We start from the raw sequence: 12,694 nt of genomic DNA on the forward strand, positions 1-12,694 counted from the left end.
GGCAGTTGCCACTAAGCAGGCAAACCAGTCGGAGTTAGTTCTATACCATATGCAGAAGCTTTCCAGTATCTTATTGGTAGATGACGATTCAACTACTAATTTTCTTAATGAGCTCTTGTTGAAGCGTCTGGACGTAGCCGACAAGCTATTGACGGCGCAAAACGGACGCGAAGCGCTGGCCACACTGGGCGAGATATGCCCGCAGGCTGTAGCCGACTGCCCTTCGCTGATTCTGCTCGACGTGAACATGCCCGTGATGAACGGCATCGAGTTTCTGGAAGCCTACGCGCAATTGCCCGTGGAGCAGCAGGAAATGGTAGTAATAGTTATGCTCACTACTTCGATGCACGCCCGCGACCTGAAACGGGTGCAGGAGCTGCCCATTGCTGGGCTGGTGAACAAGCCGCTCACCAAGGAGAAAGTCGATTCCATTTTGCAGATGCACTTTCACCGGCACCTGGAGTAGAGCGTAACGGAGCAGCGAGGTAACTGAGCAAGTATAGTGTCTGCTTTATCTCGCTCTGACAGCCTCTTAGCGTAGCATCAGCTTTATCACACTAGCAAGATGCTTCGGCGGCATTTATACCCTTGGCTTGAAGTGCTACTTGCGCAGCATGACGAGCTTTTGATCTGTTACTCAGCTACTCTATTGCTCAGTTATTCTCCCGCCGGAAGTGTAAACAGAAACCGGCTGCCGGCGCCAGGAGTGCTTTCCACCCACAGGCGGCCACCTTGGGTGCCGATAAACTCGCGGGAGATGCTCAGGCCTAGGCCCGAGCCGCCTTTGTGGCCGGCGGGGTTAGGTACTTCAGCAAAGCGCTGGAAGATTCGCTCGTGATACTCTGCCGGAATACCGGGACCGTAGTCCTGTACGCTCACTTGCAGCTCGTGGCCAGGTAGTTGGGTAGCTTGTACCAGTAGGCGTGCGCCGCGCGGCGAGTAGCGGATGGCGTTGGCCAGTAGGTTGATAAGCACCCAGGTGGTTTTTTCCAGGTCGGCGCGGGCGGCGGGTAGGGTAGGCGGCAGGCTGGCTTCCAGAATCAACTCTTTGTCCTGAAGCTGCGGCTGCACGGTATCCACGGCGTAAGCCACCACATCGGCCAGAGCTATAGAGCGTACATCGAGCTTGATACCGGCTCCCGCATCTAGCCGTGAAACGTCGAGAAGCTGACCCACCATGCCGAGCAGGCGGGTGGTTTCCTCCCGGATGCCGTCGGCGATGCGCAGGCGCTCCTCGGGGTCGGTGCGCTCGTCTTGCAGCAGCATGAGGCTGAGGTTGATGCTGGCCAGCGGCGTTTTCAGCTCGTGTGATACAGTGGCCAGGAAGTTGGACTTTACCTCGTCGAGCTTCTTGAACTCCGACACGTTGCGCAACGACAGAATGTGCCCTGCAAACTCGGTTTGCCGCAATTCCTTGTTGTACGACACAATGTGGCTGGCCGTGAGCCGGTAGTATACGTCCTCGCCCTGCTGCCGAAACGTGAGCAACGGCAACTGCGCGCTACCATCCACCGACTTGGTAGCCGGCTCCAGTAGCGGCTGGAACAGTGTGTGCAGCAACTCCGATTCGCGGCTGAGGTCCTCGGCCTTGTGGCCCACTAGGTCGGCGGCGTGGCGGTCGAGGAGGCGGCGGGCGGTGGGGTTTGCCAGCAGCACACAGCCACTTTCATCGAGTAGCAGTAACCCTTCATCGAGGTGTTCTACCAGGCTTTCCAGGCGGTTGCGCTCGGTGGCGAGGGCCACGCGGGTGGCACTGCGTTGGTCCTGCATGTAGCCGAAGGCGCGGTTCAGGGCCAGGGCCACGGCACCTACTTCATCGTTTTTGGCAATGGGCACTAGGTGAGTGGGGCCGGGGCTGGCCACGTCTTCCACATCGGCGGTGAGGCGGCGCAGGGGGCGTAGCACTTCTCGCGGCAGCCGCACAATCAGCGCCAACCCAACGGCCGCACTCAAACTGACGAAGAGTAGCACGAGGCGCCGGGCGCGGGCTGCATCAGTCGTAACCCGCTGGGTATCGGCGTTGAAGGAACGGGTGTTGAGGTCAACGGCGCGGTGAATTTCCGCCTGTAGCTGGCGCAGCTTGAGTTGCTGTTGTGCCATCGGGGCCTGCTCATCCACTAGGGTTTGGTAGTCGGCTAGCTGCTGCGTGAGCGTATCGACCAGCTCCAATTCGCCCGGCTCGGTGATGTTAGCAGCTTCGCGGGTGAGGGCCCGCCGGAACTGCTCTAGTGGTGCGGCGGCGTTGGGCTGTTGCTCCAGCTGCTCCACAGCGCGCAGCATTTGGAGGCCGTATTCCACCGAGTTGAAGTTGGCCCGTTGCACTCCGCGCGCGCCGCCTTCCAGCCGCTGAATCGTTTGAAACGTGTACCCGCCCAAGGCCAGCAGCAACACCAACATGGTCAGGATGCTCAGGCGGATTTTGGTTTTTAAGGTCATAGGAATGAAGGGTAGCGCGAAGCCGGGGCCGAGTATTGAGAAGCGTAATTGAGTCTCTGTCTTTGATTAGGCTGTGAATATTCAACCAAAAGCACGGCCGTCATGCAGAGGCGCAGCCGAAGCATCTCGCGTGCTAACGTCAGGATTACTACTTCAACATCAGCACGCGAGATGCTTCGCTGCGCTCTGCATGACGGTAGCTATAGGACTGAAAATTCTACCTGTTCACGCCCTTGATGCATAGAAAAACCTACTGCAAGCCGTACTCTTGCACTTTGCGGTAGAGGGTGGTTAGGCCAATGCCGAGCTGGCGGGCGGCTTCGGTTTTGTTACCTTGGGTGCGGTGGAGCAGCAGTTGGATGTGGCGGGCTTCCACGGCGCGGAGGCTGTTGTCGTCGGGATTGGCATCGGTGAGGCGGAGCGGGGCGACGGGGGCGTGGAACTCGTCGGGGAGGTAGGCGGCCAGGGGCTGGTCGGCGGGGGCGAGGATGGCGGCGCGTTCCAGCACGTTTTTCAGTTCGCGCACATTGCCGGGCCAGGGGTACTGTTGGAGCAGGCGCAAACACTCGGTGTCGAGGCCGGGCAGACGCTTGCAGAGCTTGGCGGCGAAGTATTGCAGGAAGTATTCGGCCAGGGCGGGCACGTCGGTGGGCCGTTCTTTGAGGGGCGGCACGTTGATGGTGAACACCGACAGCCGGTAGTACAAATCGAGGCGGAAACGGCCTTCGGCGGCTTCGTGCTTGAGGTTGCGGTTGGTGGCGGCTACCAAGCGCACGTTCACGTTGGTGGGCTTGGTGTCGCCGAGCTTGGTGAACTGCTGCAACTCCAGCACCCTGAGGAACTTGGCTTGCACGTTCAGTTCCAACTCCCCGATTTCATCGAGAAACAAGGTGCCGCCGTTGGCTTCTTCCAACAAGCCTTTCTTATCGGCCAGCGCCCCCGTAAAGGCACCTTTCTTGTACCCAAACAGCTCCGATTCCAGTAGCTCCCGCGGAAACGCGCTGCAATTCACCGCCACAAACGACTTCGACTTGCGCGGACTCGCCTCGTGAATGGCTTGCGCAAACAGCTCCTTGCCCGAACCCGTGGGCCCTTCCAGCAGCACGGTGCTATCTGTCACGGCTACTTGCTCGCCCATGGTCTGGGCCCGCCGCAGTGCCCCCGACGAGCCAATCATGGAGCTGAAGCTGTGCCGCTGGCCCATTTTGCGCTCCAACTCGGCCACCCGGCGGCGCAGGCGGGATTTTTCGGCGGCGCGGTCCACTACTACCACCAACTGCTGCTCGAAGTCGCCTTTGGTGAGGTAGTCGAAGGCGCCTTGCTTCATGGCTTTCACGCCGTCGGGGATGGTGCCGAAGGCGGTGAGCAGGATTACTTCCATGTCGGGCGCTTTGGCCTTGAGGCGCGGCAGCAACTCCACGCCGTTGGCATCGGGTAGCTTCACATCGGACACCACTACCAGCACTTCGGCGGCGTGCTGCTCCAGCAGTTCCAGCCCGCGCCGGGCATCGGGCGCTTGCAGAATTGTGTAGCCTTCCAGCTCCAGTACCCGCGCCAAGAGTTGGCGCAAGCGCGGTTCATCGTCAATGAGTAGAAGTGTTCCGGAGGGCATGATTGAGGAATAGGGTGATAGAATGCTGGAGGGGGTAAAAGTAGCAGGGTATATGCTTAGGCACCTCTTGCTCTCAGCTGATTTGGTATATTTGATGTTTTGGGTTGTATAATTCTATTTAATAGATGCTTATGATGATCGTAGAGCAACTCGAATCGTTTTTACTGTTAATAGATAACCTAGGGGGGAATGCAAAGCCCTTACTGTTTGCTCCACCTGCTTCAGATAGTGAAATTCAAGAGCTTGAGCTGAAACTAGGTTATAGAATGCCAGAGGATTTCAGAAATATCTTGCTGACCATCAGTTCTCACTGCGAATTCAAATGGTTTCTTCCTGATGATTTTGAACTCCTTCCTCCAATACATCAAATCTTCTCCGGCGAATTGCACTGGGGGATAGAATTCATCTTGTCATTTAATGAAAGCAGAGAAGGATGGATTAGAGAAGTGTTTTCTAATCCCGCCGATGAATATGATAAGGTTTGGTACAATAAATTAATATTTCAAGAGGTTGGTAATGGAGACTTTATTGCTATTGACTTATTGCCAGATTCTTATGGGAAAATAATATACCTAAGTCATGATGATGGCGAAGGGCACGGTTATGTAATAGCAAATTCGTTTTCTGAGCTATTACATAAGTGGGTTGAGTTAGGATGCACAGGTGGAGAAGATTGGCAATGGTTGCCTTTCTGTGAGGATAAATTCACCGGAATTAACCCTAATAGCAAAAATGCTCTGGTCTGGAAGCAAGCTATTGGACTAATTTGAGCTAGGTATCATAATATCTATTCTAACTCTCCCGAATCTCGCTCTTGATTTCCTCCACGAACTGCGCGAATTCGGGTTCGGCTTCCACGTTGGGGTGCCAGGCCAGGCCCATTTCGGCGAGGTTGTATTGGTGCTGTTGGGTGATGGTGGCGCCGGGGATGAGTTGGCCAGTGGCATCCCGTTCGTAGCCGAGTAGCCACAGCCGGTCGGCGAGGGCGGTGGTGGTGGCAATGTCGTGGGAGACGATGACGACGGTGTTGAGCTCGTCCATGGTCGTGACTTCGAGGATGATTTTCTTGACCTCGTCGATCATGGCTACGTCGAGGCCGGAAAAGGGCTCGTCGAGCAGGATGAGGTGCTCAGAGCAGAGCAGCTGTTGGGCAATGGCGGCGCGCTGGCGTTGGCCGCCCGAGAGATGCGCCGGGTATTTCTTGCGGTGCGGCGTGAGGTAAAACCGGTCTAGGTAGGAGGTTACTTGGCGTTGTGCTTCGTCGGGGGCGTGTTTGCGGAGGGCGGCTACTAGCAGGTTGTCGTGGAGGGTGCGGTGGTCGAAGAGGGGGTAGCGCTGCTGCACGAGGCCCACCATGCCCGGCAGCACCGGCAACTGATTGACGCCCACTTGCACCGTGCCGCTACTCGGGGCCAGCAACCCGGCCATAATGCGGCACAACACCGATTTGCCGATGCCGGAGCGGCCATAAAACCCCACGACCTGCCCCTGGTTCATGCCCGGCCGGGTCACGTCGAGGACCTGCGCATTGATGTCGCGCAGAACAACTTCCCCGTTGAACGTCATTGATACGCCTTGCAGCGTGAGGACCGGTTCTTTGTAATTGTAGGGTTGAGGAGTCACGGAGGTGAGATGGTGAATTGGTGAGAGATGGATACTAATGCCGTTGAACAACTCGTAGTCGTCATGCAGAGGCGTAGCCGAAGCATCTCGCGTGCTGACGTTGCAAGACTAGATTCAACGGTTCAAGCGAGATGCTTCGACTGCGCTCAGCATGACGGTTACTTTGGCGACGTCAGCACGCTGGATTGAGCTTCAGCCTCGTTGCATCCCTTGCTTGATGCCTCACATGCTAGCAAGACGTTTTTTTGAATCCGACTACCGCGCCGTGGTCAATTCGGAATAGGGGAAGAACACGCGGCGCAGGAGCACGAACAGGTAGTCTTGCAACGCGCCTACGGCCAGAATAACCAGCTGAATGGACACGACGCCGGCTAGGTGCAGGTAGCGGTTTTGCTTGTAAAGCAGAAGCCCAATGCCGCCTTCCGACTGGTAAAGCGTCTCGACCAGTGTAATCATGGTCCAGATGATGGCGAAGTTCTGGCGGACCACTTCCAGCATGTCATCGAGCTTGCCGAGCACAATCACCTCGAAAAAGCTGCGCCATTCGCTCATGCCGAGGGTGCGGGCGTGGTCCATTTCCTCCTGCGTGGTGGTCAGAATCACGCTGGTCATGCCCGTTACGAAGTACACCGTGGCCCCGAAAACCAGCACCGACAGCTTCACTTGGTGGCCCGAACTAAGCATGAGAGCCATGAAGAACGTGAGGCCCGTGAGGGTGAGGTAGCGCAGCTTGGTGGCGGCATAGGCCAGGGGCCGAAAGAACGGCAGCGCCGTGAGGTAGGAGATGAACAGGGCCAGCACCGTTGCCATGGCTACTGCCTGAATAGCAGTGACCAGGCTGGCCCACAGCTCCTGAATCAAGCCCTGCGTGCGCACCAGATCCTGAAAGGCTGTCAGCACTTCACTGAGCGTTGGGAATAGCTTGAGCGGGTACAGCAGCCACAGCACCAACAGCACCAGCGCCTGGCAAGCCACCATGGTCAGGAAAACCGAATGGCGCGGCTGGGCATTTGGGAGAAAGAGATTCTTAAACATGATAAGGTGGTAAACCAGAGAGAAAAGCCTGTTTTGCTAAACGTTGTCGAAGTATCCTGCCCGCTTCTTCAGCCCGTCATGCAGAGGCGTAGCCGAAGCATCACGCGTGCTGACGTTGCAAGGCTAGATTCAACGAAGCGGTAGAGATGCTTCGACTGCGCTCAGCATGACGGTTACTTTGGCAACGGCATCAGTATCGTACAGCGTCAGCACGTGAGATGCTTCGGCTACGCGGTTAGTTGCCGAGTACCACTTCTACCCGGCGGTTTTTGGCTTTGCCGGTGGGGGTGGCGTTGCTCACGACGGGCTCGGTGGCGCCGTGGGCGTAGACTTGCACGCGGCCTTCGGGGAAGGCGCTGGTGCTTTTTTGTTGTAGCCACTCGCGCACGGCCATGGCGCGGTCTTCGGAGAGTTGCTGGTTCTTTTGCGGGTCGCCTACGTTGTCGGTGTGGCCGTGCACGGCTACTTTCAGGTTGCCAGCCACTACCAGGTCGTCGAAGAGCTGGTTGAGCTCACGCTCGGCGGCGGGGGTGAAGGAGCTTTGGCCGGTATTGAACTCGATGTTCCAGGCCCGCTTGCTCACGTTGCGGCGGATTTCATCATCGGCGGCAAACTTCTGCTGGTCGGCGGGAGCTACGGCTTTGCCTTTGTACTGGGCCTGCATGTTCTTCAGTAAGCTCAGGTCCAGCATCTGGTCGAGGGGTACGTAGCTGGGCAACTCCTTGGGGTAGAGCTTGCTTTGCACGTCGCCGAAGGTTTTGTAGACGGAGGCGTAGATGTTGGTGCCGCCTTCTTCGAGGCCAAACAAGGCCAGGTTATCGGCGAAGTTGAACACCTTGCTGCCGCCAAGCTCCACCACTTCGCCATTGCGGTCGGCTTCGCTCACGCCCTTGTAGTACTTCAGCCAGTAGGCGCCGTTCTTGTCTTTATCGGCGTACACTTCGGCCGAAATATCGGCGGCCCGCTTCAGCGCCTCGGGGTGGCTTTTCACCTGGTCGCCGGCTACGGCAAAGGCGGTCATCAGGCCAGCTACTTCCTTCTGGTGGGCGTCGTACCAGCGCTTGGTAGTCACCATGATGTTGGGCATCTGGTTGGAGTAGTCTTTGGTGGACACGATGCTCACCAGCCCACCTTTTTGCTTGGCAATGTTCACGTCGCCGGGCGTCCAGGTGGCTACGGCATCGGCTACCACATCGATTTTCACGCCGGTATTTTTGCCGTTTACCACTTTGGTACGCTGCTCGGGTTTGCCCACGATGTACTTTTCGGCGGCCACCAGGAAGTCAGAGGCCGACATGAAGTTCACGGCTTCGGGGTCGTAGGTGGTTTCGTCGGGGTTGACTTTGAGGCCGTTGTCGGCGCACCATTTCAGAGCAATGTTCTGGTCACCGTCGCGTAGGTAGCAGGCAATGGTTTTGCCCACGGCCAGCTTGGGGTTGTCGAGCCACTCTTTCGGACCCATCAGCTTGTCTTCGCCGAACGATTTACCCACCGAGTAGGGGATAATCTGGAGTTGCGTACCGGCTTTCTTGAGCTGTTCCTGCACGGCCGAGAAGCCGGGCAATCCGTCGCCCATGATGCTCACTAGCAGGCCCGGCGTGCTGGGGTTGGCGTCGAGGTCGGCGGCGTTCTTCACCAGGTCAGCCTGCATTTTGGCTACGTCGTCCTGGCGCACAATCTGGAGGTCGAGTCCGTTGGCGGCCATGGCCGAGCCTTGGGTGGTGCGAGGGCCGCCGTTGGCCAGCATACCGGCCATTTGGGAGTTCCAGGCCATTACTTCCCACGTGATGGGCGTGCCTTTCTCGGCGGGCGTAGTGCTGGGCAGGGCGGCTAGAGGCACCGCCACGTTGGCCCGGTTGCCGTTGCTAGCGGCGGTGGGCAGCTCAATGGAGTTGAGCAGTACCGACTGCGTGTCGGCTTTCTTGAACACGGCACCGCTGGAAACCAGCTTGTTGATGCCGAAGTACAGGCCCACCACCAGGAGTAGGCCGATTACGATTTTACCGCGAGTAGTCATTGTATTATTGAGAAACTAGAGAGTTAGAACTGAGGAAGGGTGGGGCGCCACGCTGCTACGGGGGCTACTTTAGGTGCCGTAGCAAAGGCAGGCCGGGTGTGAGACGCCGAGGTAGGCGCGGGGCGCAGCTGGCTGAGGGGTGCCGCGGGCAAGAGAGCATTCAGGCCCGCCAGCACCAGCGTCATCAGCAAAAAGCTAGTCAAGCAGGCTAGAATAGGCATCATTGGAGGCTTTGCGAATTTGAGTGGGTGACTGTGGTGCTTGGGGCTTTTCGTCCATGATGGCGCTGAATTCGCCTTTCTGGTACATGCCGAGCAGGCGCTGGCCTTTCTCACTCATCACGCCGTTTTGGATGTCCATTTCCTTCACGAACTCCTGCGAATAGCGCATGGCCTGCTTGATCTGGCCGAGCTGCGCGGCCATGTCCTGGGCCACCCGGTCGGTGGCGAGGTCGAAGAAGTACTTCTTGTCGGGGTCGCCGCGCAGGATGTTCATGGCGGCCCGCATGCCAGAGCTGGTGCGCTTCACCAGGGCGTATTCGTCTTTCAGCAGGCCTACTTTGAACTTGCTGTTGTCGATTTGGCGCAGGGCGGCTTTCAGGATCTGGCGCATCACGAGGCTCACGTTGGCCGTGGTAGTGAGCATGGGCGTGAGGCGCTGGTTGTAGTCCTGGAGTTGGGCGGCGCGGGAGGCGTAGCTGTCGGCGGCGTCTTTTTCGCCCTGCCGGGTGGCCGAGGCGGCCAAGGCCAGGTACTCCTGCATCTGGTTCTGATTGTCGGTCAGCTTGCGCTTCACCAGTTCGTGCGCCCCTTCGATGTGGCCCACCTCGCCCTCCATGTTGCGGGCTTCCTTCTCGGTGTTCCGGATGTAGCTTTCCATGATGCCGATGGGGTCGGTATCAACGAAAATGCCCGCCGCCGTGCGGAAGATGCGCTGCCCGGCGTACCAGAGCCCCGTTTTGATCCGCTTGTTGGTGACCAGCAGGAACAAGGCAAACAGCGCCCCAAGCCCAATACCGAGCTTCACGGTGTCGAACACGATATCGACGAGGTAGGGCACGATGATGCCCCAACTGTACACGCCGGCCCCCACAAGGCCAGCCAGAAAGACCCACCCCGCCACTTTTTCGGGCTGCTGCCACTTCGGCAAGTCGGTGGATTGGTCGGTAGGAAGTAGAGTATTCATGGGAGTGTTGGTGAATTGGTGATGGATACCAGAATCCAAGACCAATGCCGCGTCCCGTTTTTCTCTGCTTTTATTTATTTAAGTATTTGATAATCAAGAAAATAAAATAAAAAACCCTTCGAATGCTAGATTCGAAGGGTTGTAAAACCCTTCCGTTTTGGAAGGGTAGTTTTTCAGAACGGAGGGGTAGACAGATGCTTTTTAGGGCTAAATACTAGTTCCCCTCCTCAGATGAGGAGGGGCTAGGGGTGGTTGACCTGCCGCTGTTTATCCCGAACGTCATGCAGAGGCGGAGCCGAAGCATCTCGCTCGAATCGTTGAGTTAGCATTGCAATGTCAGCAGGCGAGATGCTTTGCTGCGCTCTGCATGACGGTCTTGTAGGTTGTTCTGATATGTGTCAACCACCTCTGACCCCTCCTTACCTAAGGAGGGAAGCTAGCCTTTTAGCTTTAGAACGTGGTAGTTTAAATCGTTGCTTCCAGCATTTCCAGCGGGTTCTTGCCGTCTAATGTGCCTTCGCTGCGCAGGACCTGGAAGCGGGCGAAGAGTTCTTCGCCGTACCACTTTTCTTGGCGGGTGAGTTTGATTACTTCGCGGTGGGTGGCGTCCCGGTAGGCGTATTGTTGCATCTTTTGGGCGGATTCCCACACGCTGAACGTGGCTTGCCGGATGATGGGCAGTTCGCCGAGGCCGATGGCAACGCGCACCCCGTCGGCGTGGGCTACGGCGGCGCTAGTAGGGGCTACATACTGCCAGAAACGCCACGTCTTCTGCCACCGAATAGAGGCGCGGGTTAGCACGGCCACGGGGGCATCGTTGGTAGCGGCTAGGTCTGGCGTTTCGTAGTCGAACGGGTTTGTGCCATCCCAAAGGCCGTGTGACTTCAACGGGGCTAAGTCCAGCGTCCAGGTTTCAGCGCTGCGCTGGCGGTATTCCTGCCATAAGGAGTGCTCCTGGAAAAAAGCTGCTGCTGCTGCTGCCGAGTCCCAAACGGCCATGAAGCCGTAGCGGTGCAAGTTCGGCCACAGCCCAAACCCGTTGGCGTTGCCGCTACCCGCCAGTTTGAAAAACTGCAGGCCCTCCACCTTTTGCAATTGCAGTGGTGAGGTGCCCATTTGAGCTAATCCCCAGCGTTTCTGGTTGGGGCGGAGCGTAAATAGCGTGAGGGTGGTCAGCAAAACCAATTGATTAGAGGTAAGCAGTAGATGCCGCAGCAGTACGTAGCGCGCCGCCATGCTTGGCTGCAAACAGCCAGCATAGGTCCTGAAACAACAAAAAAGAGCCGGAATTGCTTCCGGCTCTTCGCTGATAGCTCAGAAAGACACTTAGGTTGGATTGGTTGTACACACGAAACTCTGCCTCACAGCACCCGACGACTATATATTACAAGTCGTACGAGCCAGTCGTGAAGCAGAGCTTCGGGTTACAGAGTAGGGCAATGGGGGCAATTAAAGTTTCACTTGTGCGTGCTCGTCGCCGGTGGGCTGATAACGCTCACCGGTAGCAACAGCTTTTACGTACCCAAAGGCGCGTACTAGCAGGTTGCTAGGCTGGTCCCAATACTCGCCACGCACGATATCAATGCGGAGCAACGCAATATTCGGGTCGTCGGAGCCTTTGGGGAACCACGCTTTCAGGCCTTCCGACCAATACTTCTTGATCAAAGCGGGGTCGGTGGAAACTGAGGCTGTGCCAGAAATGGATACATACAAGTTGTCCTCAGGCTTGGAGTAGCCCAGGTTTACGTGCTGGTCTTTCTTGACCTCGTATACCTTGGCTGAATCCTTCTCGGTGAAAAACCACAGGGTGCCATTTTCTTCTGGCTCCTGGGTGTACATGGGGCGGCTATGGAGAAGACCACTTTCTTCAGCGGTGGTCAGCATGGCAATCTTGATGTCCTTAATGCGCTTGATCAGCTCGGTGACATCGTGGCTAACGGCAACTTGCTCGGCCATAAGTTCAGAATTTTAGTAGGGTAGATTGGAGCTACAGGATACGGCGCTGCTGTGCGAAGGTTATTGCGTTGCCAGTTGCGGGTTGTCCCTTGCGAGTTTTCAGTTGTTATTATCCATGTGTTGCTAGCTTACACTCGCCTGGCAACTGATAACCAACAACTGGCAACCTGAAAATGAACTTCCTGGCCCATCTGCTGCTTTCCGGCTCGCCCGCTACCACTCCTAACTACACTGACATTGTGGTAGGCAACTTCGCGGCCGAAGCCGTGCGTGGGCGGGCAGGTTTGGAGGCGTATCCCGCCGCCGTGCAGCGCGGCATCCGACTGCACCGCTTCATCGACTCGTTTACGGATGCGCACCCGCTCGTGCGCCGCACTACAGCCCGCCTGCGCGAATCAGGCCTCGGTAAATGGGCCGGCGTCGTTTCAGATGTGGGTTTCGACCACCTGCTGGCCCGCAACTTTGCCCGCTACCACCAAGATGCTACCGAGCCGCTAGCGGCCTTCGCCCAGCGCCACTACGCCCTGCTCCACGCCCGCCGCCAAGAGCTGCCGGAGCGCCTGCAACATATGCTCCACTACATGCGCCGCGACGATTGGTTAACCGGCTACGCGCAGCCCCAAGGTCTGGAACGGGCCTTGCTGGGGTTGAGCCGTCGCGCGCCCTCAGGTGCCGTGCTGGCTACCGGAGCCGCCGCGTTTCTGGCAGAACTGCCGGCGTATGAGTCAGATTTTCGAGAGTTCTGGCCGGAACTGCGGGCCGCTGCGGAGTTGACAGGTGCCGATAGGCTGGCATAAGTAAAACGCTTAGTCGGAACGGGCTTTTCACTT

General features: G+C 57.4%; 12 protein-coding genes. 3 read left to right on the forward strand and 9 right to left on the reverse strand.

What is annotated here, in order from left to right; all coding sequences use genetic code 11:
- The first annotated feature begins 49 nt into the window (after nucleotides 1–49).
- A complete protein-coding gene (locus G536_RS0117575) occupies nucleotides 50–466 on the forward strand; it encodes a response regulator (RefSeq protein ID WP_022824915.1) in 417 nt (138 codons plus the stop codon).
- A 191-nt stretch (nucleotides 467–657) separates the two neighbouring features.
- Here the strand turns inward: G536_RS0117575 and G536_RS0117580 are convergent, their stop codons facing one another.
- Nucleotides 658–2,436 carry a sensor histidine kinase gene (locus tag G536_RS0117580; protein ID WP_022824916.1) on the reverse strand — a complete coding sequence of 593 codons (1,779 nt, stop codon included), beginning with the start codon at nucleotides 2,434–2,436 and terminating at the stop codon, nucleotides 658–660.
- Between the two features lie 250 nt (nucleotides 2,437–2,686).
- Nucleotides 2,687–4,048, reverse strand: coding sequence for a sigma-54-dependent transcriptional regulator (locus G536_RS0117585; RefSeq protein ID WP_022824917.1), 1,362 nt, complete (start codon nucleotides 4,046–4,048; stop codon nucleotides 2,687–2,689).
- 131 nt (nucleotides 4,049–4,179) lie between these two features.
- Here G536_RS0117585 and G536_RS0117590 point away from each other — a divergent pair, with 131 nt between their 5' ends.
- The gene (locus G536_RS0117590; protein WP_022824918.1) at nucleotides 4,180–4,818 is read left to right on the forward strand and encodes an SMI1/KNR4 family protein; all 639 of its coding nucleotides are present in this window, start codon (nucleotides 4,180–4,182) and stop codon (nucleotides 4,816–4,818) included.
- A 22-nt stretch (nucleotides 4,819–4,840) separates the two neighbouring features.
- Here G536_RS0117590 and G536_RS0117595 read toward each other — a convergent pair whose 3' ends face one another.
- The 7 genes from G536_RS0117595 to G536_RS0117625 form a co-directional block, all read right to left on the reverse strand.
- The gene (locus G536_RS0117595) at nucleotides 4,841–5,671 is read right to left on the reverse strand and encodes an ATP-binding cassette domain-containing protein (protein ID WP_022824919.1); all 831 of its coding nucleotides are present in this window, start codon (nucleotides 5,669–5,671) and stop codon (nucleotides 4,841–4,843) included.
- 255 nt (nucleotides 5,672–5,926) lie between these two features.
- The gene (locus G536_RS0117600) at nucleotides 5,927–6,706 is read right to left on the reverse strand and encodes an ABC transporter permease (protein WP_022824920.1); all 780 of its coding nucleotides are present in this window, start codon (nucleotides 6,704–6,706) and stop codon (nucleotides 5,927–5,929) included.
- Nucleotides 6,707–6,941: 235 nt separating this feature from the next.
- Nucleotides 6,942–8,723, reverse strand: coding sequence for an OmpA family protein (locus G536_RS30865; RefSeq protein ID WP_022824921.1), 1,782 nt, complete (start codon nucleotides 8,721–8,723; stop codon nucleotides 6,942–6,944).
- Between the two features lie 23 nt (nucleotides 8,724–8,746).
- On the reverse strand, nucleotides 8,747–8,926 hold the full coding sequence (locus G536_RS32280; RefSeq protein WP_169515124.1) for a hypothetical protein: 180 nt from the start codon (nucleotides 8,924–8,926) through the stop codon (nucleotides 8,747–8,749).
- Nucleotides 8,919–9,908, reverse strand: coding sequence for a hypothetical protein (locus G536_RS0117615; protein WP_022824923.1), 990 nt, complete (start codon nucleotides 9,906–9,908; stop codon nucleotides 8,919–8,921). Before G536_RS0117615 ends, G536_RS32280 begins: the two co-directional genes overlap by 8 nt.
- A 465-nt stretch (nucleotides 9,909–10,373) precedes the next feature.
- Nucleotides 10,374–11,144: a hypothetical protein gene (locus G536_RS0117620; protein WP_022824924.1), complete on the reverse strand. Its 771-nt coding sequence runs from the start codon at nucleotides 11,142–11,144 to the stop codon at nucleotides 10,374–10,376.
- Nucleotides 11,145–11,357: 213 nt separating this feature from the next.
- Complete coding sequence (locus G536_RS0117625; protein ID WP_022824925.1) at nucleotides 11,358–11,864, reverse strand: pyridoxamine 5'-phosphate oxidase family protein; 507 nt, start codon at nucleotides 11,862–11,864, stop codon at nucleotides 11,358–11,360.
- 173 nt (nucleotides 11,865–12,037) lie between these two features.
- On the opposite strand from G536_RS0117625, the gene G536_RS28590 reads away from it, so the two are divergent.
- A complete protein-coding gene (locus G536_RS28590; RefSeq protein ID WP_022824926.1) occupies nucleotides 12,038–12,661 on the forward strand; it encodes an acyl carrier protein phosphodiesterase in 624 nt (207 codons plus the stop codon).
- The last annotated feature ends 33 nt before the right edge of the window (nucleotides 12,662–12,694 follow it).

Origin of the sequence: Hymenobacter norwichensis DSM 15439 (genome assembly GCF_000420705.1) — a bacterium.
Classification (GTDB): domain Bacteria; phylum Bacteroidota; class Bacteroidia; order Cytophagales; family Hymenobacteraceae; genus Hymenobacter; species Hymenobacter norwichensis.